Here is a 20,084-nt window from a genome sequence, read left to right on the forward strand (position 1 = left end):
TCCTCCGCTACATTAACATTGTTGGATTAAAGTCGATTGAGATCTGCAAATCTTTTTGCATTTCTGCTTGATAATGTTCATTTACCATTTTGAGCACGTACTTTAAGTTTGGTTCCCGCTTGTATTTTATCATGCATTGGTATCGATATCTATCTTTTATCCTTGGAATTGCTGAAGCAACCGGTCCTAGCACCATTGTTTGCCACGAGCAATGCGTTCGTAAATAACCGACAATTTTTTCCGTTACTTGCACTGCTTTTAATAACTCTGGATGCGAAACGGTTACAAGTACGACATAGTAGTATGGCGGGTATTGCCTTGTTTTTCTCATTTGCATTTCTTGTTCAAAAAATACATCGTACTGCTGATTCTTTGCTAGTTCTACGCTATAGTGTTCTGGCGTATACGTTTGAATTACTACTTCTCCTGGTAATTCATGTCGACCTGCACGTCCACTCACCTGTGTCAATAACTGATACGTCTTCTCGCTTGCTCGAAAATCTGGTAAATGTAGCATCGTATCAGCTGTTAAGACACCAACAAGTGTAACCTTTGGAAAATCAAGCCCTTTAGCGATCATCTGTGTTCCAAGTAAGATATCAGCTTTCTCTTCACCGAAGGCTTTTAATAACTTTTCGTGCATTCCTTTGCGACTCGTTGTATCAACATCCATACGGATAACCCGCGCCTCTGGAAATAACTTTGTAATTTCTTCTTCTACCTTTTGTGTTCCTGTCCCAAAGAAACGAATATACGAACTATTACAAGCAGGACAAGCAGTTGGCATACTTTCCTCATAACTGCAATAGTGACATTTTAAACGATGATTCATTTTATGATAGGTGAGTGATATATCACAGTGTGGACATTGCACGACATAACCACAATCACGACACATGACAAACGTTGAATGGCCTCTTCGATTTAAAAAAAGAACCATTTGTTCTTTCTTTTCTAACCGATCCGCTATTTTCTCATGAAGTAATTTTGAAAACATAGAACGATTTCCATCACGCAGTTCCTCACGCATATCAACAATTTCTACTGTCGGCAACGCTTGTTCATTCATACGCTTTTGCATGGTTAGTAGCTCATAAACACCTTTTTTCGCTCTAGCAAATGATTCTAGAGTCGGCGTTGCACTGCCGAGCACGATTGGACAATTATGATATTGCCCTCGCCAAATCGCAACATCCCTGGCATGATATTTCGGATTATCTTCTTGTTTATAACTTGACTCATGTTCTTCATCAATAATAATAATTCCTAAGTTTTCAAATGGAGCAAAAATAGCGGAGCGTGCTCCAACAACAACTTTTACTTCTTTTCGTAAAATTTTCCGCCATTCATCATATTTTTCCCCAACAGAAAGCGCACTATGAAGAACCGCAACTTGCGAACCAAAACGTCCTTTAAATCGATCTACCATTTGCGGTGTTAACGCAATTTCTGGAACAAGTACAATCGCCTCTTTTCCCTTTTTCAACACCGCAGCAATGGATTGCAAATACACTTCTGTTTTACCGCTTCCTGTAACACCATATAGTAAAAATGGATTATATGTTTCATTTGTAATGGATGACAAGATGGGCGTAATCACTTGATTTTGTTCATCTGTGAGCGGAAATGGCTTTGTCTGTTCAAAAGCCTCATCGTCATATGGGTTACGATATACTTCAATGTACTGTTCTAAAAGCAACCCTTTTTTCACAAGCGACTTTACCGGTGCATCTGTTATTTGTAGTTCTTCTGTTAATGTTTTTAATGGCACACTGTGATAATTTTCTACAAAGTAATACAGTACATCTTGTTGCTTTTTACTTTTCAGCTCAAAGGCAGCTGCCTCTAATTGTTCCTGTGGCAATTCTGGCTGAATCACCCTTTGTTTCTTCTTTTGCACCTTATCTTTTACTTTATAGATGACTTCAATAGTGCCGTTTGTTATCTCTTTTTGAACCATACGATACATATGTGAGTGCGTAGCAATTTCTTCCCAATCTATCGCTTCTTTCCCTTGAAACAAATCACGAATTTCCGGCGCCACTGCAGCTGTTTTATGGAGCTGTAGCCGTTTTTTATAAGTCGCTTTTATCGCAGCTGGAAGCATAACTTGAAAAGCTGAAATCATATAACATAATGTTTCATCCGTCAGCCAAAAACCAAGTTGTAATAATTCTTCATTTAAAACTGGCGTAACATCTAGTATTTCATGCAATGCTTTTAACTTTTTACTTTCCACATCGACTGAATCTTTTATTTCAATAATAAAGCCTTGTAATTTCCGTGGACCAAACGGAACGACTACACGCATACCTGTTTGTACAATATCTTCCCATTTCTTAGGGATAACATAATCAAACGGGCGATCTGTTTGACGTGCCGGTACATCAACGATTACACTTGCAAATTTCATACACGATCCTCTTCTAACATCGCTTTAATTTGCATTAAAATTTCACGTGCAACTTCTTTCTTTGTTAAAAGAGGTAATCGAATAACTTCTCCATCTTTTCTATACATTGTTACAATATTCGTATCCGTACCGAATCCTGCACCTTGTGCTTTCACATCATTTGCAACAATCATATTTGCATTTTTTTCACGCAATTTTTTCGTTGCATATTCTTCTATATTTGTCGTTTCAGCAGCAAAACCGATTAGGAGTTGATGCTCTTTTTTCTCACCGAGTGTTTTCAAAATATCGATTGTTCTTTCTAACTCAATGACTGCATCGCCACTTTTCTTTTTCATCTTCTGATTATGCACAATTTTCGGGCGATAGTCTGCTACTGCAGCTGTTTTAATAACAACATCCATAGATCCATAATGTTGCATTACAGCTTCTAACATATCTTGTGCAGATTCTACTTGCACAGTTGTTACATTTACAGGTGGTGCTATTGCAGTTGGACCTGAAACAAGTATTACATCCGCTCCTAAGTTAGCAGCAACTTCCGCTAGCGCATACCCCATTTTCCCTGAAGAAAAGTTCGTCATAAAACGTACTGGATCAATTTTTTCACGAGTTGGGCCAGCAGTTACTAAAATTTTCTTTCCCTTTAATGGTTTATGTTCTGAAAACGCTTCTTGTAATCGAGCGATAATTGTTTCTGGTTCTTCTAATCGACCTTTCGCAACATATCCACATGCTAAAAAGCCTTCTCCAGGCTCAACAAATGTATATCCCAACGCTTTTAACGTCATCATATTCTTTTGGACAATTTTATTTTCATACATATGCACATTCATAGCAGGTGCAATCCAGACTGGCGCTATAGTAGCTAACAATGTTGTTGTGATCATATCATCAGCAATACCATTTGCTAATTTTCCGATACAATTCGCTGTTGCTGGTGCAATAAGCACAACGTCCGCCCAATCCGCTAAATCAATATGAGCGATAACTGCAGAATCTTTTTCATCAAACGTATCCGTGTATACATCATGGCGAGAAAGCGCTTGAAATGTAAGAGGTGTAACAAATTTCATCGCCGATTCACTCATCATTACTTTTACAAGTGCTCCTGCTTGTGTTAATTTACTCGTTAACGCAGCCGCTTTAAAAACAGCAATGCCTCCTGTTACACATAGAAGTATCTTTTTCCCTTTTAGCATATGACTCGTCCTCTTTCTTTTTCAAACTTATTCTGCTGAAATGTATTCATTCCAGCTCGTCAGTGCTAGTATTTCATTAAACAAAAACCTATTTCTTTTAGCTCTATCATAAAAAAATAACAACCTACTTGTAAATAGGTTGTTACCGTTACATAGAAAAGTATAAAGTCTATGTTTTCATTTGTCGAAGAGAATGCCTTACTCAGATACTTTCTCTTCGCTTGGTACATAATTTAATGCTTCCGCATCGATTTCTTCCAACGCTTTACCTACACATTTATGAGAAACAGGATTTTCAACAACACAGTTGTTAGCCATTTGCATTTCACGAGCGCGTTTTGCCGCTACTGTTACTAATGTATATTTAGAGTCGATTTTTTTTAGCAATGAATCAATTGATGGATTTAACATATTATATACCCTCCGTCATTTCTTTATAATATTTCGCTACTCTGTCGCGGCGGCAATGTTCACCAACCACAATAGCTTTAATGCGTTCACAAGCAAGTTCTACTTTATCATTTTCTACTACATAGTCATAAGCGTCCATCATCTCGATTTCTTCTTTTGCTACAGTTAAACGATTTTCAATAACATCTTCAGTCTCTGTACCGCGACCAACGATGCGATTCTTAAGCTCTGATAAGCTTGGAGGAGCTAAGAAAATAAATACCCCTTCTGGGAAAGCTTTCTTTACTTGAATTGCTCCTTGTACTTCAATTTCTAAGAATACATCTTTTCCTTCTTGCAATGTTTTTTCAACATAATCGATTGGTGTTCCATAGTAATTCCCAACGAACTCTGCCCACTCAAGCAGCTTTTCGTTACGAATCATTTCTTCAAACTCTTCTCTCTCTTTAAAGAAATAATCCACACCATCTACTTCACCTTCACGCGGTTTACGTGTCGTTACTGAAATAGAGTATTGAAATCTTGTATCTTCATGGCTGAACAACTCTTTTCGAACTGTCCCTTTCCCAACGCCAGAAGGTCCTGAAAGAACGATGAGCAACCCTCTTCTACTTCTCATAAATATGTAAAACCTACCCTTCCTCACTTAAATCTTCTTTATTATTTAAACGATGTGCAATCGTCTCTGGCTGAATTGGGCTTAGTACAATATGCCCATCATCCATAACAATAACCGCCCTTGTTTTTCTCCCATACGTAGCATCTAGTAACACGTTATGTTCACGCGCTTCCTGCACCGTTCGTTTAATAGGAGCTGACTCCGGACTTACAATTGCAATAATTCGATGAGCAGATACAATATTCCCATATCCAATATTTAAAAACCGCATGGCCATAGTTTGCGCCTCCTAGTAAGTCTATCCGATTTCCCCACCACGTATAACTTTATATATTTTTTGACAGCTACTCAATATTTTGTACCTGTTCACGAATTTTTTCAAGGTTATTTTTCATTTCTACAACATATTTTGAAATTGTTAAGTCGTTTGCCTTAGAACCGATCGTGTTAATTTCCCGATGCATCTCTTGTACAATGAAATCCATTTTTCTACCAACAGGCTCCTCGATCTCAAGGGCTTCATGAAATTGAGCTAAATGACTTTGCAAGCGAACCAATTCTTCATGAATATCCGAGCGCTCCGCAAACATCGCTACCTCTGTCAGCAACCTTTGTTCATCTAACTCATGATTATGTAATTCTTTTAAGCGATTTTCCAATCGTTCACGATATTTTTGAGTAACAATTGGTGCATGCGGAATAATCGCATTTACACAATCGTGTATCTCTTGTAAACGATACGCCATATCTTTATGTAATCGTTCTCCTTCGCCATCTCTCATCGTTTTTAACGTACGAGCAGCTTGGCGAACAGCTTCATATAAATTTTGTTCAAATTGTTCATTTACATTTTCCATTTCTTCAATCGCCGTTACTTCTGGCATTGCCATTAATTGTTGAAGTGTAATGGAATCTTGTAATTGAAATTTCGTTTTCACGTCTTCCATAATGGATTTATACTGCTTGAGAAGCGGCCAATTCACACTTAACTTTCTTTCAACAAGCCCTTCCCCTGTAATAATAATGGACACTTCAATACGCCCGCGGCGAACTTGTTCTGCAATTAACTTACGAATTTTGTCCTCAAAAACCATCATTTGTTTCGGAAGTCGAATGTTCATCTCTAAAAAACGATGGTTCACTGACTTCATTTCTACTGTAATTTGAAAAGCATCATTTTCCACTTTCGCTCTTCCAAATCCTGTCATACTAGAAATCATCTTTATCACATCCACACCATGAAATAACTCAATGAAAAAGGTAATAGAGATGCAACTCTACTACCTTTTGTAAATTATATCACATTTTCATATCATTGACTATTTCAAGTTTATGCCTCTCTTATACAATATCGGCTTCTTCTTCTCCTTTTTCCCTGTCAATAAAGAGCCGACTAATAAAAATGTTGGAATGGACGATAAACCAACGATTAATAACCAATCTCTCGCTTGAATTGGCATTGTACTAAAAATCGGTTGCAATGGTGGATAATAAATAACCACAAGCATTAATAACACCGAAATAATAACTGCTCCAACCAAATATATATTCCCAAAAGGATTACGATGGAATATAGAGTGTTCACTGCGGCAGTCAAATACATGAATAAGCTGTGCTAAAACTAGTGTAGCAAAAGCTACTGTTTGCGCATATTTCAATTCATTTGGATGCTGATTAAATGCAATAATAAATGCCAGCAAGGTTACAATACCAATTAAAAAGCCTCTACTCACAATTTTCCAAGCCAACCCTCTTGCAAACACCCCTTCTTTCGGATGCCGTGGATTTCTTCTCATCACATCTCCCTCAGCTGCATCTAACCCTAGTGCCATTGCTGGTAAACCATCTGTTACTAAATTCACCCATAAAATTTGAATTGGAACCATCGGAAGTGGTAAAGCAAGCATCATCGCAAATAACATAACTAAAATCTCTCCAACATTTGATGCTAATAAATACCGAATGAACTTCCGAATATTCTCATATATATTTCGTCCCTCTTTAATTGCCGATTTAATCGTAGCAAAGTTATCATCTAGCAAAACAAGAGAGGAAGCTTCTTTAGCTACATCCGTTCCTGTAATTCCCATCGCTATCCCAATATCAGCTGTTTTAATAGCAGGAGCGTCATTCACTCCATCACCTGTCATCGCCACAATATGATCTTTATTTTGAAGAGCTTTTACAATTTTTAATTTATGTTCAGGAGATACACGTGCAAATACATAGGTATCTTCTACAATATCCTCTAGTTCATCTACAGACATATTTGCTAATTCTACACCTTCTATAACGCGGCCATTCGGTGGTAAAACCCCTAACTGCTCCGCAATTGCCATCGCTGTTACTTTATGGTCTCCTGTAATCATTACCGTTTTAATACCAGCCTCTTTACACTCTTTTACGGCCTGTTTCACTTCTGGTCTTGGCGGGTCTATCATTCCTTGTATCCCGACAAGCATGAAATCTTTTTCTACTTCTCTTTCATGTTCAATTGAATCTGTTACTTTTAAAGCCCTAAATGCAACAGCAATCGTTCGAAGCGCTTGACTTCCAAGGTTATGAATTGCCGCTTGCACTTCTTTACGATATAACTCACTTAAAGGTTGCTGTTTATCCCCCCATAAAATTGTTTGGCTCATTTGCAAAAGAACATCAGGTGCCCCTTTTGTGACTACAAATTTTCTACCATCACGATCACGAACGATTACGCTCATCATTTTTCGTGTGGAATCAAAAGGGAGTTCATGAATAATTTCAAACTTCTCTTTTAAAGCTTCTCGGGATATTCCTGCTTTCATCGCCGCTGCAACGAGCGCACCTTCTGTCGGATCTCCATCTAGGACATATGTTTTTTTCTTTTTTACAATGCTCGCGTTATTGCATAAACACCCAAATGTTAATAATTGATATAACGCCCTTGTAGATTCCGGATTAACCTTCTGCTCACCTTTCATAAATGATCCAGTAGGCTCGTAGCCTTGCCCGGTTACATGCCATGTTTCGCCACCTGACCACATATGTGTTACCATCATTTTATTTTGTGTCATCGTACCCGTTTTGTCCGAACAAATAACAGAAGCACATCCTAAAGTTTCTACTGCTGGTAATTTTCGAACAATCGCTCTCTTTTTAATCATGCGCTGTACACCAAGTGACAATGCGACCGTAACAATCGCTGGTAATCCTTCTGGAATTGCTGCAACAGCAAGTGACACACCCGCTAAGAACATATGATACACTTCATTCCCTTGATACACTCCAGCTAGTACAACAAGTGCTGTTAAAATAAGGGCAACAATGATTAGAATCTTCCCAAGTTGTTCTAATCTTCTTTGCAGCGGTGTTTCCATTTGCTCTGCATTTTGCAACAGATTTGCAATCTGCCCCATAGCCGTGTTCATCCCTGTAGCTACTACTACTCCGGCCCCGGAACCCCTTGTTATCATCGTCCCCATAAATGCCATATTTTTTTGATCACCAATCGCAACATTTTGACCGCTTAATGCTTCCACTTTCTTTTGAACAGGTACAGATTCTCCCGTTAAAGCCGATTCCTCGATATATAAACTCGATGCTTCAACAAGACGAATATCAGCACCAATACGGTCGCCGCTAGAAAATTTAATGATATCCCCAAGGACAAGTGCTTTAGATGGTATTTTCATCCATTTTCCATTTCGTAAAACCGTTACTTGCGGGGCAGCTAATTCTTTCAAAGCCTCCAATGATTTTTCTGCTTTTCTTTCTTGAAAAAAACCAAGAACACCATTGATAATAACAATTGCGACAATTGCAATCGAATCAATATACTCTCCTAAAAAAGCTGAAATGATTGTCGCACCAAACAAAACAAGTACCATAAAATCTTTAAACTGCGCCAAAAATACAAGAAGTGCAGAAGGCCGCTTTGCTTCTTGTAATTCATTTGGCCCTAGCTTCTTTAAGCGCCCTTCCGCTTCTTGCTCTGACAGTCCTACCTTCACATTCGTATTCGTTCTTTCTTCCACTTCATGTGCACGCATTTCATACCAATTCATCTCGCTATCGACCTCCTGATTGCAGACATGCTCTAATGAAAGCTTATTCAGTCCCGTCCAAAAAAATGCTATAATTAACATTTAGTTAGAAAGGAGTGTTCATAATGGCATTCGATGGATTATTTACAAGAGCGATTACACATGAAATTGCAAATTCTCTTCAAACAGGAAGAATTTCAAAAATATATCAACCCTCAAAATATGAGGTTTTGTTACATATTCGAGCAAACGGAAAAAATCAAAAATTACTTATTTCCGCACACCCTACATACGCACGTATGCATCTTACAAATCAAAGTTATGATTCACCAGCATTACCACCAATGTTTTGCATGCTTCTTCGCAAACATTTAGAAGGTGGATTTATTGAGAAAATTGAACAAATCGATTTAGAACGTATCATTCAAATTACCGTTCGAAGCCGTAACGAGATTGGGGACGAATCGTTAAAAACATTAGTGATTGAAATAATGGGTCGTCACAGCAACATTATTTTAGTAGACGCGAAAACAAATATCATTTTAGATAGCTTAAAGCACGTTTCTTTAGCGGTAAATCGGCATCGTACTGTATATGCTGGCGCTGAATATGTTGCACCACCAGCACAGCATAAAATTAATCCCTTGCAGATTGAAACACAAGATGAGTTTATTAGGCCACTAGACTTTTTAGCAGGAAATATGGATAAACAACTTGTTGGGGCCTTTATGGGGATTTCTCCGCTATTTGCAAAAGAAGTTGTAAAGAAAGCTGTTATGGTAAATGAACATGCATTATCAGAAGCGTTTTTCACATTACAAAAACCAATGCAAGCGCATCAATATGAACCAACAATGATAACGGCAAATGGAAAAGAGTTCTTTTATCTCTTCCCTCTTACACATTTAAAAGGGGATAATAAAACATTCTTATCTGTAAGTGAATTATTAGATCGATTCTTCTTTGGAAAGGCTGAACGCGATCGTGTAAAACAACAAGCACATGATTTAGAACGATTTATGCACAATGAAAAAGCAAAAAATGAAAAGAAATTAATTAAATTACAAAAAACACTACAAGATGCTGGGAAAGCTGATAAATATCAATTATTCGGTGAACTTCTTACAGCTAACATGTATGCATTAAAAAAAGGTGACAAAGAAATTGAGGTTGTCAACTACTACGATGAAAATGGCGGAACAGTAAAAATTACATTAGATCCACTGAAAACACCGTCAGAAAACGCACAACGTTATTTCCAAAAGTATCAAAAAGCGAAAAATTCTGTCGCAATCGTAAAAGAACAAATTGAAAAAACAAATGAAGAAATCCTTTACTTTGATAGCCTACTTCAACAAATGGAGGCTGCTTCTTCAAAAGATATCGAGGAAATTCGCGAAGAATTAGCTGAAGAAGGTTATATGCGTAACCGTAAGTCGAAGAATACAAAGAAAAAAACATCAAAACCGATATTAGATAAATATATCTCTACCGATGGAACAGAAATTTTAGTCGGTAAAAATAATAAACAAAATGACTATTTAACAACCAAATTTGCACGTCGTGATGAAATTTGGTTACATACAAAAGATATTCCTGGTTCTCACGTTGTTATTCGCTCATTAGAACCAACTGAAGAGACTTTATTAGAAGCTGCTAAACTCGCTGCTTATTACAGTAAAGCAAAAGATTCTAGTTCTGTTCCTGTAGATTTCACAAAAATTCGCCATGTTAAAAAACCAAGCGGTGCTAAACTTGGGTTTGTGACATATGATAATCAACAAACATTGTATGTAACACCAGATGCTGATACGGTGATGAAATTAAAAGCTTAAAACAAAAAGAGGTAATAACGATATTAATTAAATCGTTATTACCTTTTTTTATACCTATCACTTAATAAAAACTATTTTTCACAAAAAAGTTATTGAGCAATTAAAAATATATCGTGTTAAAAAGTTTATACCCTAGATTTTCATGTCAAAAAAATGTAGACACATATAATTTTATATGTCTACATTTTTTGACAGTGTATTCATTACTAAGTATCTTCCCTCATAAAGTGAAGCTTTAATCAGTAGGAGGTTTTCTTCATCCCCACTGATTATTAGCCCTCACCAATCGGGTGCCCGACCCCCACCTATCTTCTTTACTTTTGTTGAATTTTACAGTGGGGGTCTTATTGCCCACGAACAGCTAGATTGAGAATATTGGCATAATTATTGCTTTATATAGACAATGAAAAGGAGGAATCAAAATGACTACTAGAATCAAAAAAATTCAAGAACAACTAACCGAATATGGAATAGACGGATTACTCATTACGAAAAAGGAAAATCGCCAGTATGCAACTGGATTTACAGGTAGTGCTGGAGTCGTATTACTATCTGCAACTGAAGCTGTATTCATTACAGATTTCCGCTATGTCGATCAAGCAAAAACACAGGTACAAGAAACTGAAATCATTATGCATAAAGGAAACATAGAACAAGAGATTGCAAATCAGACAACTAGATTAAACATCCAAAGACTAGGCATCGAAGAAAACAATATGACCTTAAAACAGTATAGTTCGTTAAAAAAATATACAAACATCAAACTTGTACAAGTAAGTGAACTAGTAGAAACAATCCGTTCCATTAAGGAAGAGTCTGAAATCGAAACAATTAAAGTTGCAGCACGTATGGCCGATGAAGCATTTCAACATATAACAGGATTTCTAAAACCCGGTGTATCTGAATTTGATGTCCGAGATGAATTAGAGTTTTTTATGCGAAAACAAGGGGCCTCTTCCTCATCATTTAACATTATCGTAGCTTCTGGAGTCCGTTCTTCTCTTCCCCACGGCGTTGCCACAAATAAGATGATTGAAAACGGAGATATGGTTACATTAGATTTTGGTGCACTTTACAATGGGTATTGCTCTGATTTAACACGTACTATTGCGATTGGAAGTTACTCCAAAGAATTCGAAAAAATATATAGTATTGTATTAGAAGCATTAAAACGAGGAACCAAAGCAATCCGGCCTGGTGAATCCGCAAAAACGATTGATGATGTGACAAGAAATTACATTACAGATAACGGCTACGGTGAATACTTTGGCCATTCTACCGGCCATGGCGTTGGATTAGAACTTCATGAACCACTTCGATTATCACAAGAAAGTAAAGCTACTTTACAAGAAGGAATGGTTGTTACTGTCGAACCAGGTATTTATATTCCAAACTGGGGTGGCTGTAGGATTGAAGATGATATTGTCATTACAAAAGATGGGCATGAAGTAATTACAAAGGCAAATAGAGACCTTATTGTTATTGGTTAATAACCACAAACTTGATTCATATACGCTCCTAAAAAAGAATTTCTTTCTACATATAGAAACCCTTCTATAAAGAAATTATTTATTAGGAGGAATTTCTATTGAATTTCGTAATTGATAAGATTGACGGATTAAACACAGAGTTCTCAAAACTTGTTTCTATGCTGAATTATACTCGCTATACAACTATGCAAGCTGTACAAGACTTAACAATTGAAGAACTCGATTATTTGCACGATGATCAGGCAAACTCGATTGGTATGCTTTTGTACCATATGGCTGCAGTCGAGTTTTATTATCAAATTCATCCCTTTGAAGATCGCGAGCCAACAGAAGCTGAATTAGAACGCTGGTTACCAGGAGTTGAATTGGGTGATCTTGGACGTCAAACGATTAAAAATCACCCTATAGACTACTACATAGATACGTTACAAAAAGTTCGCGATAAAACGATTGCAACGTTTCAATCACTACCAGATGAATGGCTATATAAAACCACAACGTTTTGGCACGACAAACCTGCAAATAACTACTTCAAATGGTTCCATGTATTCAAGAATGAGCTGAGTCATCGCGGGCAAATTCGTTTAATTAAAAAAATGCAAAAAACTCATTCTGTAAAATAATAAAAAGTGCTATCTCTTAGCGAGGTAGCACTTTTTTATGTTTTAGATACGTCATCACCTAATAATAATTTTTTATTCACTTTTGTAACAATCATTCCCACAATACCTAAGATTATAAGTAAATATACTAATCTAGCAAAAGATAGCCACCCTTGAAAAATTGGCATCATATCCATTTGTCTACCGCCTTCCAACAATATGAATGGCACTGTAGCTATTAAAATGACAAACTCAATTCCTAAAACGATCTTCTTTTTTCGGGTGTATGCTCTAAATTCATCCCAACAATATAATACAGCAAAAATAAAACCCACTGCATAAATAATGTCGATCCAATCACTTTCAATAAAATACTTTAAAATAAGTCCTATAGCGAAGCATCCCATAAGACCGTAAAAGCCTATTTTCTCCTTCATATATTCCATCTCTCTATCTAGTAATAAAACCGTATAATATTTTATCCACTTTCAGGATTATTTGTATTATATCATCCACTTTCACCTTGTAAGTGCAGTACATGAAATTGTTATATTTTCTTTCTCTACGTACTCACACACTCCCACTCTCTTCATACACTAAACTACCCGAACGCCTAAAGGATGTGAGCAAAATGGGAGTAGAATTAACACTTCTGCACGCCCTCTATATTCTTTGTTTACTTACAATTATCACCTTTTTTTATTCTTCGAAAAGATACGACAATCATTTGTATTGTTTTTTATCTTTTTACTAGCTCTAACCGCAACACATTCCATTCCTCTTGCCGTTAGCGAGATTTTTCAAAGTTTTATCTATGCGATTACCGAACTACTACCAACTATTTTAATCATCTCTATTATTATTTCAATGAGCAATTTACTCGTGCATACTGGTTCTGTTGAATCAACTGAACCAGCTAAAGTTCTTACTTCTATTACTCCTCGCACAAAAAAATGGTTAGCAATTTGTAAAGTAGATCCATTCGAACTTGCTAGACGCAATTTTATACCGGTCGTTATCGGGTTAATTGTCACTACAATTGTCGCGATGTTTCTTTTATAACCGTAGACAAGTTTTCTTTGCTTACTGTTTTCCTTTGCGAACTGTTGAAATATACTGATTCCCAAAAGGGATTTCAAACCATCTGTCAAAATTATATTAAGAGAACAATTAGTTTAAAACGTTTAAAAGAAACATATTACTTCTTAAGAAAAGGGGACATAACCATGAGTGAATTGATTTTCTTCTTATTTATTTGTCCATTACTTATTTTTATTGTTTCAGTACTTGGGACACGTAGAACAAGAACGTATTACGTAATGCCAATTGTAACGTTTGCTATTTTTCTTATATTAGGAGTTATATTGTTTCCCCTTTCATTTTTCTTTTGGGTTGGCATGTATAGCATCTTCTCATTTATCGTTTCTTATATAACTTTATTATTTGTAAAGGGGTATGAAGCTGTGGAGGGAAAATAGTAATATCTTTTATTTAAGAAATTTAACGATTCTGTTTGAAAATGTACCTCTCATCTTCAAAATCATTCTCTTTATCTTTTTTAAATAGCCTTTTTAATTTATCAAACAATCTTTCCCCTCCACCTAAAGATAATGATATATAAGTTTTCGTTTTCTTAGCTTGATGACAATGGGGTAACACAACATGCCCATCAACTTAAGACATTTTATAATTCATAAATATTTAAAGATGAAGTTACCGCTCAGAGAAAAATTTGATAAAGTTTTTAATAATATTCTTCCTTATCGCAATAATTATATTTTATAAAGCTGGGTCCTGCCACATCGCTATCAAGCTAGTATTTTGAAATGTCCCCACAACGAAAAAAATGAAAGCTGTATTCCCATGCAACTATGAAGAGATAAAATTTTCGTTTTGAGGAAACTTCAGTAACGTTCAATTCGTCTTGTAAGCTCTTTTCAATATATTCAATTGAGTTTTGTATTCTTTCAAAATGATTCATTCCTCAATACCACAGTATATTCATATTTTATAATTCAAACAAAATATTTTTTGGTAATTTGCGCTAATTCTACCTTTATATTGTAACCTATACTCTGTGCCTCTTTATGAATTTTAAGTGCATTTAAAAAGATGGCTTTCCTTTAACGCAAGGAAAGCCATCTTTTAATTTTCATAAGTTATCTTTTTACCATTGTTTCCATCTTATGCAAACTTATGAATACTTTGATTAGGGATCTGTATGAACTATTTAAGGGCGCAACACATTTGTACCAGAGCCAATAATCGTATACATGTGCTTTCAGATAGATAAGTAATGTTTATGAACACATAAAAAAAGAAGAGAATTTTTATAATTCTCTTCCTTTTTAAGTAGGGAAACTTTCATGTTCTTTAGTTGTTCAGTTCATTGAAAAATGCTGTAAAATTTACCCTTTCTATTATCTACTCTTGAAAATTAAGGTTCTTATTCGTCTTTTGAAGTAGCTCCCTATCTTCATCAAGCAAAAAATAAAAACATCCCAAAAACGAAATTTTTTTTTCGTTTTTGGGATGCAAATGTATTTTAACTTAATGGCATTTTAGATTACCCATTATACATGCATTTTTGATAAATTATCCTCTAACAAACTAGAATTATAATTAGGTGCTAGTACGATATTTGTATATGTTCCTATACCCGAAAGGTACTTATACCTATGCTTGAAACCCGCTGGAATAAAAACAGATGCAGGACTCTCAATGATTTGAGACTCTCCTTCAATTTCCACTTCACATACAAGGCCTGTACCATCTATTTTATTCCCCCAGAAGATAAAGGCACTATCACAATGATGTGCGTGAATATCTACATGTCCTTCTAAGTTATCATCCATATGCGCACCGTAGAATACACGCTGTATCACATAAAATGAAGCCCGTTCATCCGTTCTATAATCCATCTGCACCCACCGCTCTCCTGGACCATCGCGATGATATAAAAGCTCAGATGCTCCCTTTACAAATGGTTTACTAACTCGGAGAGACTTTGAAAGCCTTGGCCCTTTTCTTTCTATGCATGTTTGTTGAATGTTCCTTACTCTTCCTATCATTTCAGGCTGAATACCCTCGTATGCTGAGTCATTCTGCTGAACAGCTTTTTTATGATAAGGTGCCGTATGAGTAAATATGTTCTTTCCAATAATCGGTCTCCAATGATCTACTTTACAACCAGTAGCTAATTGAAGAGATTGAGTCAATTCAGGAATCATCTGTAGTTTAAAGTACTGAAGATTACGCTTTTGAGATAAAAATACTGATAAATTTAGCAAGTCAACAATCCCAGCACGTTCACCTATTCCGCACAATGTAGTATCAATGACAGATGCCCCTGAATCGATTGCAGCAAGAGCATTTGCCATGGCTAGTCCTAAATCATTATGAAGATGAACTTCAATCTCACAAGGGAATGTCTCAACAGATTTCTTCACGATTGTCGCACACTGACTTGGTTCCCAAATTCCTACAGTGTCTGCTAAACTGATTCGGTCTGCTCCAGCTACATGTGCAACCTGTCCAATGTAGGCGATATCTTCCCATTCAGTTCGCGAAGCATCTTCAATAGTAAAACGGATTTTCATCCCTAAAGATTTTGCTTCTTCAATAGCTTGTTTCACTTGATTAATAACGTAGTCTTTTGATCTATTGGTGTACTTTGTTTGTAAAGAAATGGGGTTAATAGACGCCCAGATTCCTATCCAATCGGCACCAGCACGATAAGCCGCATGAACTTCTTCTTTTTTTGCCCGAGCATGCATAAGTATTTCAGCGTACTTTGCAGAGGCTGCAACTTCTCGGCAAATCTCTTCTTCTTCTTCAGAAATACCCGGGTGTCCAACCTCGATAAGAGTTACTCCAAAATTCTCTAACATATGGAGTAAGGTAATTTTATCTTCCTTGGAGAAACGAATACCACATTGTTGTTCTCCTTCACGTAAGGTGGCATCCAATATTGTTATACCCTTATTCATTCCTTTTTTCCTTCTTTCATTTCTATAAAGTTTAACGTTTGTTCGAATAGGCTATTACGATTCTTTTCATAAACAGCCCAGTGCGTTGCATCGGGGATTACAACTTCTTTTTTTTGTTTTGTACCTGTTAGTTTTGACATCATATTTCGGTCTGCAAACGTGTCATCTTCTCCATAAATGACAAGTACTGGAACGTTAATTTTAGATACATCATATAAAGGCTGATTTTTCCAAATGTAAAACAAATCCTCTAGTGGACCAATTGGTCGACGAATAGTTTGATTATTTTTCTTACTCATAGGATCCGAATTGATAAATACTTGTTTTACGGCATCCATTGCTTCATTTGTAACGATTGTTTTCTTTCCCATCATCATATGCCAATGATGCATTCCTTTATCAAAGTCCACCATTTGATAGGCTGATGCTTCAGGATTAAATTGATTAGGTTGTAATGGATTTTCAAGAGATTTTGTCATCATAGGAAGTGTGAATCCATGCATATACCCATATAAAATAAGTTTATTAATGTCTTGAGGATGGGATATTGCATAATTTCCAGCGACAACACCTCCATATGACCATCCTATTATATGAATCTTTTTCACATTTCTTTTCTTTTGGATCCACTTTACAACTGTTTCTAGATCCTTAGTTGCATCATTCAGATGAATAACCGGACGATTTTGGGAAGGAGGATCTGACATTTCTTTAGGGCGAGAAGAATGACCAAACCCTCGAAAATCCATGGCCCAAGTATCATATCCTTTTTTGGCATACTCATCCATCCACGAATATTTTGGTACATCAAATGCTTGAGCTGTAGGTACACTAAATGGTTCTAAAAATAAGACAATTTCATCGGATTTATACTGTTTTTTATTATTTAAGTTTTTATGAAGCAAAAATAATTTTTCTTCTCCTTGCTGAATTTCTAATTCTTGTTTTACTACTTTAGGAGTCTGAGCATTTTGAGAAGTTTCTTTTATATTAGAACAACCAGACATAAGCATTATAAAAAAAATCCCTACTAAACTAATATGTGTCCATTTTATCTTCATTTAGAATGTCCCTTTCATTTCATAGAAATAATAGCTATTATTCCAGCCGCAATAATTAATCCGGCTGGTAAACCTTTTGTAAATAATACGGCAACAAGAGTCCCTATTAAGACACCTAACAATATCGTAGGATTCATAGATAGAATTCCTACACCCTTCCCTCCTATGTATGACACAGTGAAACCTGCAAGAATGGACCCTAATCCCATAGGGGAAGCAATTAATTTTACTACGTTTTCGTTTGTAATCTTCCCTGATGCAATTGGAATTAAAAAGAATAACATAAGAAAGAAAATACCAATTTGAAAAGAGTATTGTTGAATAAAATGTAATAAAGTTTTTTGTCCAACAGCAAGTAAAATTCCTAATAAGCAAGCCGCACCAGCTAGTGCATAATCCTTTATAAGTAGAGCGAGCATTACAATTATTCCAAGTAACAAAAAAGGAAGCATAATCTTTTCTCTCATCTATAGTGTGGTATAGTCCCAACTACCATTTTCCGGTATAGAGACTTGTACTATATTCTGGTTTGCAAGGTTAATTTGAATTAAATTTGGACTTATTACAGGTCTTAACTCTTCTCGATTTATCATAAATTTAAATGCTTCAAAGCTTGCTAGAATGCCTACTATATTCGCAACGGGAGACAATACAGCCCATGGACGATCTTTTTGTACATAACTGCTTGCCCATTTCTCATCCGCGCCATATGTAACGGAATGAAGAGCACGTCCATCTTTTAATTCATGAATTTTATTTTGCATTTCTGGTGTTAGCTCTTGTTGATAAGACGGATATCCTAACGCAATTTCATAGGGCGTAGAGTTAGGAGTTAAAGACATGACGCCACCTCTAAAGGGGGGGGTAACCGCAATCCAAATAGAAGGGATTCCTAGTTTCTGAGCTGTACGATGGATAATTACTCTCGCTACTAAATTGTCAGTTGCATCTATAATGACATCTGCATTCGTTAGAAGTTCTAATGCATTGTCCTCGGTAACAAATTCTTTTGTTATCTCTATTTGTAATAATGGATTAATGTCTTGCAAAACTTCTAAAGCGACCTCTGCTTTTTGCTGTCCTAATTTACTGATGGAACTTAGCATTTGTCGATTGATATTACTTGCTTCAAATACATCTTGATCAATAACATGTAAAGAACCTACACCCATTCGTGCCAATTGAATGAGTGTAATTCCTCCTACTCCCCCTGCTCCAACTACAGTAACGCGAGCATTTTTTAATTTTTCTTGCTCCTCTACAGAAATGACGCCAATATTTCGCGTGAAACTTTCTTCATATATATCTTGCGTATTTTTATTTTTTGTTAACAAATTATTTTCCTCCTTACAGTGTTGTATAATCCCAACCATCTTTTGGTGCATTTTTTACTTGGACGGGGTTCTGGCTATTTACATCAATAACAATCCCTTTTGGAGCTCTCGCTAACGGTTCACGACCAGTTAACACTTGGATTGCTTCATGAAAGCTAAATAATGACAATAGATGGGCACGCATCGGCGTGATAATCCATCCTGCTTTTCCATCACAAAAATCTTGTGCCCACTCTTTTGGTGCCCCTTTTTCTACAGAATACCAAGCTCGACTTTTCTTTATATCCGCAATTTGTTGTCTTAATTCGTGATTTGTTAATTTGCCTCCTACAATAGATACATTCAATGCTTCCTCATAAGGAATTCCAGTTGGAAAAAATGTAGAAACAAATCCTCTTGTGGGAGGACTACCTGACATCCCCACACTTGGTATACCTAATTCTCTAGCAGTTCTATGTATAATAACTCTTGAAGGCATATCATCTACGGCTTCTACTACAATATCGTGCCCTTTTATAAGTTCGATTACATTATCTTCATCTACTCTTGTTTGTATAAAGTTTGTTGATATATAGGGATGTATATCTTTTACAACCTGTTCTGCAACTTTTGCTTTTGGTTCACCTATAACACTAGAAAGTGCTAACATTTGTCTGTTAATATTAGATATTTCAAATTCATCTGGATCAACGCCTGTAATATGCCCAATCCCCATCCGAGAGAAGAGAATTGCTTCATATCCACCTACACCCCCTAATCCAAAAATAATAACCTTCTTATTTCGAAGACATTCTTGTTCCTGTTCAGAATACACACCAATATTCTTCTTAACCATTTCCCAATAATATGAATCCATATCCATTTTGAAGTCTCCTTTATATGTAGTTAACCATTTCAAAAAAATAATTCCTGTATATAAAAATAGCCTAGAAGTATGTCTTTTTTGTGTGCTATTTGTAAAAAAATAGAAAAATCTTCAATTCTTATTTTTTTAACAAATGAATATCTCTCCATTTATCCCGCGTTAACGGGCAGTAATACTCCCACCTCAAAATTCTATGAAAGCAAAGAAGTTAAGTGGGAGATAAACTGCCCATAAAAGCCCGATT

General features: G+C 36.1%; 17 protein-coding genes and 1 pseudogene. 5 read left to right on the forward strand and 13 right to left on the reverse strand.

Annotated features, from left to right (window positions below):
- Nucleotides 1–7: 7 nt before the first annotated feature.
- The 7 genes from priA to JDS96_RS01675 form a co-directional block, all read right to left on the reverse strand.
- Nucleotides 8–2,413 (reverse strand): primosomal protein N', encoded by a 2,406-nt coding sequence (gene priA, locus JDS96_RS01645; protein WP_199665813.1) that lies wholly within the window; start codon nucleotides 2,411–2,413, stop codon nucleotides 8–10.
- The gene (coaBC, locus tag JDS96_RS01650; RefSeq protein ID WP_199665814.1) at nucleotides 2,410–3,615 is read right to left on the reverse strand and encodes a bifunctional phosphopantothenoylcysteine decarboxylase/phosphopantothenate--cysteine ligase CoaBC; all 1,206 of its coding nucleotides are present in this window, start codon (nucleotides 3,613–3,615) and stop codon (nucleotides 2,410–2,412) included. Before coaBC ends, priA begins: the two co-directional genes overlap by 4 nt.
- Nucleotides 3,616–3,813: 198 nt before the next feature.
- Nucleotides 3,814–4,026 carry a DNA-directed RNA polymerase subunit omega gene (rpoZ, locus tag JDS96_RS01655; RefSeq protein ID WP_003199650.1) on the reverse strand — a complete coding sequence of 71 codons (213 nt, stop codon included), beginning with the start codon at nucleotides 4,024–4,026 and terminating at the stop codon, nucleotides 3,814–3,816.
- 1 nt (nucleotide 4,027) lies between these two features.
- Nucleotides 4,028–4,645 carry a guanylate kinase gene (gene gmk, locus JDS96_RS01660; protein WP_003199649.1) on the reverse strand — a complete coding sequence of 206 codons (618 nt, stop codon included), beginning with the start codon at nucleotides 4,643–4,645 and terminating at the stop codon, nucleotides 4,028–4,030.
- Nucleotides 4,646–4,658: 13 nt separating this feature from the next.
- Nucleotides 4,659–4,922: an extracellular matrix/biofilm regulator RemA gene (remA, locus tag JDS96_RS01665; RefSeq protein WP_001251459.1), complete on the reverse strand. Its 264-nt coding sequence runs from the start codon at nucleotides 4,920–4,922 to the stop codon at nucleotides 4,659–4,661.
- 67 nt (nucleotides 4,923–4,989) lie between these two features.
- Nucleotides 4,990–5,865: a YicC/YloC family endoribonuclease gene (locus tag JDS96_RS01670; protein ID WP_003208193.1), complete on the reverse strand. Its 876-nt coding sequence runs from the start codon at nucleotides 5,863–5,865 to the stop codon at nucleotides 4,990–4,992.
- Nucleotides 5,866–5,964: 99 nt separating this feature from the next.
- A complete protein-coding gene (locus JDS96_RS01675) occupies nucleotides 5,965–8,685 on the reverse strand; it encodes a calcium-translocating P-type ATPase, SERCA-type (protein ID WP_003199642.1) in 2,721 nt (906 codons plus the stop codon).
- Between the two features lie 104 nt (nucleotides 8,686–8,789).
- On the opposite strand from JDS96_RS01675, the gene JDS96_RS01680 reads away from it, so the two are divergent.
- The 3 genes from JDS96_RS01680 (at nucleotide 8,790) to JDS96_RS01690 (ending at nucleotide 12,612) form a co-directional block, all read left to right on the forward strand.
- Nucleotides 8,790–10,499, forward strand: coding sequence for an Rqc2 family fibronectin-binding protein (locus tag JDS96_RS01680; RefSeq protein WP_097988604.1), 1,710 nt, complete (start codon nucleotides 8,790–8,792; stop codon nucleotides 10,497–10,499).
- Nucleotides 10,500–10,921: 422 nt separating this feature from the next.
- A complete protein-coding gene (locus tag JDS96_RS01685; RefSeq protein WP_003199637.1) occupies nucleotides 10,922–11,989 on the forward strand; it encodes a M24 family metallopeptidase in 1,068 nt (355 codons plus the stop codon).
- A gap of 98 nt (nucleotides 11,990–12,087) precedes the next feature.
- Nucleotides 12,088–12,612, forward strand: a complete 525-nt coding sequence (locus JDS96_RS01690; protein ID WP_199665815.1) for a DinB family protein — start codon at nucleotides 12,088–12,090, stop codon at nucleotides 12,610–12,612.
- Nucleotides 12,613–12,647: 35 nt separating this feature from the next.
- Here JDS96_RS01690 and JDS96_RS01695 read toward each other — a convergent pair whose 3' ends face one another.
- Nucleotides 12,648–13,028, reverse strand: coding sequence for a YoqO family protein (locus tag JDS96_RS01695; protein ID WP_018764733.1), 381 nt, complete (start codon nucleotides 13,026–13,028; stop codon nucleotides 12,648–12,650).
- 194 nt (nucleotides 13,029–13,222) lie between these two features.
- Between JDS96_RS01695 and JDS96_RS31825 the strand changes: the two are divergent.
- Nucleotides 13,223–13,542: pseudogene (locus JDS96_RS31825) on the forward strand (hypothetical protein); the annotation flags it as partial.
- Between the two features lie 275 nt (nucleotides 13,543–13,817).
- Nucleotides 13,818–14,069, forward strand: a complete 252-nt coding sequence (locus JDS96_RS01705; RefSeq protein ID WP_199665816.1) for a YbeF family protein — start codon at nucleotides 13,818–13,820, stop codon at nucleotides 14,067–14,069.
- Between the two features lie 1,095 nt (nucleotides 14,070–15,164).
- On the opposite strand, the gene JDS96_RS01710 is transcribed toward JDS96_RS01705, so the two are convergent.
- Genes JDS96_RS01710 through JDS96_RS01730 form a run of 5 tightly spaced genes read right to left on the reverse strand, consistent with a single transcriptional unit; the run spans nucleotide 15,165 to nucleotide 19,837 of the window.
- Nucleotides 15,165–16,580 carry a homocitrate synthase/isopropylmalate synthase family protein gene (locus tag JDS96_RS01710; RefSeq protein WP_199665817.1) on the reverse strand — a complete coding sequence of 472 codons (1,416 nt, stop codon included), beginning with the start codon at nucleotides 16,578–16,580 and terminating at the stop codon, nucleotides 15,165–15,167.
- The gene (locus JDS96_RS01715; RefSeq protein ID WP_018780909.1) at nucleotides 16,577–17,641 is read right to left on the reverse strand and encodes an alpha/beta hydrolase; all 1,065 of its coding nucleotides are present in this window, start codon (nucleotides 17,639–17,641) and stop codon (nucleotides 16,577–16,579) included. The genes JDS96_RS01710 and JDS96_RS01715 overlap by 4 nt, the downstream gene beginning before the upstream one ends.
- A gap of 14 nt (nucleotides 17,642–17,655) precedes the next feature.
- Nucleotides 17,656–18,093: a DUF441 family protein gene (locus tag JDS96_RS01720; RefSeq protein ID WP_033798446.1), complete on the reverse strand. Its 438-nt coding sequence runs from the start codon at nucleotides 18,091–18,093 to the stop codon at nucleotides 17,656–17,658.
- Nucleotides 18,094–18,108: 15 nt separating this feature from the next.
- A complete protein-coding gene (locus tag JDS96_RS01725) occupies nucleotides 18,109–18,975 on the reverse strand; it encodes a HesA/MoeB/ThiF family protein (RefSeq protein WP_199665818.1) in 867 nt (288 codons plus the stop codon).
- A 13-nt stretch (nucleotides 18,976–18,988) separates the two neighbouring features.
- Nucleotides 18,989–19,837 carry a HesA/MoeB/ThiF family protein gene (locus tag JDS96_RS01730; RefSeq protein WP_033798445.1) on the reverse strand — a complete coding sequence of 283 codons (849 nt, stop codon included), beginning with the start codon at nucleotides 19,835–19,837 and terminating at the stop codon, nucleotides 18,989–18,991.
- Nucleotides 19,838–20,084: the final 247 nt, after the last annotated feature.

It is taken from the genome of Bacillus cereus group sp. N21 (genome assembly GCF_016483395.1).
Taxonomy (GTDB): Bacteria; Bacillota; Bacilli; order Bacillales; family Bacillaceae_G; genus Bacillus_A; species Bacillus_A pseudomycoides.

Excerpts from the sequence above, each read along its gene's own strand:
- priA (WP_199665813.1), bottom strand. The coding sequence starts at position 2,413 with ATGAAATTTGCAAGTGTAATCGTTGATGTACCGGCACGTCAAACAGAT.
- coaBC (WP_199665814.1), bottom strand. The coding sequence starts at position 3,615 with ATGCTAAAAGGGAAAAAGATACTTCTATGTGTAACAGGAGGCATTGCT.
- rpoZ (WP_003199650.1), bottom strand. The coding sequence starts at position 4,026 with ATGTTAAATCCATCAATTGATTCATTGCTAAAAAAAATCGACTCTAAA.
- gmk (WP_003199649.1), bottom strand. The coding sequence starts at position 4,645 with ATGAGAAGTAGAAGAGGGTTGCTCATCGTTCTTTCAGGACCTTCTGGC.
- remA (WP_001251459.1), bottom strand. The coding sequence starts at position 4,922 with ATGGCCATGCGGTTTTTAAATATTGGATATGGGAATATTGTATCTGCT.
- JDS96_RS01670 (WP_003208193.1), bottom strand. The coding sequence starts at position 5,865 with ATGATTTCTAGTATGACAGGATTTGGAAGAGCGAAAGTGGAAAATGAT.
- JDS96_RS01675 (WP_003199642.1), bottom strand. The coding sequence starts at position 8,685 with ATGAATTGGTATGAAATGCGTGCACATGAAGTGGAAGAAAGAACGAAT.
- JDS96_RS01680 (WP_097988604.1), top strand. The coding sequence starts at position 8,790 with ATGGCATTCGATGGATTATTTACAAGAGCGATTACACATGAAATTGCA.
- JDS96_RS01685 (WP_003199637.1), top strand. The coding sequence starts at position 10,922 with ATGACTACTAGAATCAAAAAAATTCAAGAACAACTAACCGAATATGGA.
- JDS96_RS01695 (WP_018764733.1), bottom strand. The coding sequence starts at position 13,028 with ATGAAGGAGAAAATAGGCTTTTACGGTCTTATGGGATGCTTCGCTATA.
- JDS96_RS01705 (WP_199665816.1), top strand. The coding sequence starts at position 13,818 with ATGAGTGAATTGATTTTCTTCTTATTTATTTGTCCATTACTTATTTTT.
- JDS96_RS01710 (WP_199665817.1), bottom strand. The coding sequence starts at position 16,580 with ATGAATAAGGGTATAACAATATTGGATGCCACCTTACGTGAAGGAGAA.
- JDS96_RS01715 (WP_018780909.1), bottom strand. The coding sequence starts at position 17,641 with ATGAAGATAAAATGGACACATATTAGTTTAGTAGGGATTTTTTTTATA.
- JDS96_RS01720 (WP_033798446.1), bottom strand. The coding sequence starts at position 18,093 with ATGCTTCCTTTTTTGTTACTTGGAATAATTGTAATGCTCGCTCTACTT.
- JDS96_RS01730 (WP_033798445.1), bottom strand. The coding sequence starts at position 19,837 with ATGGATATGGATTCATATTATTGGGAAATGGTTAAGAAGAATATTGGT.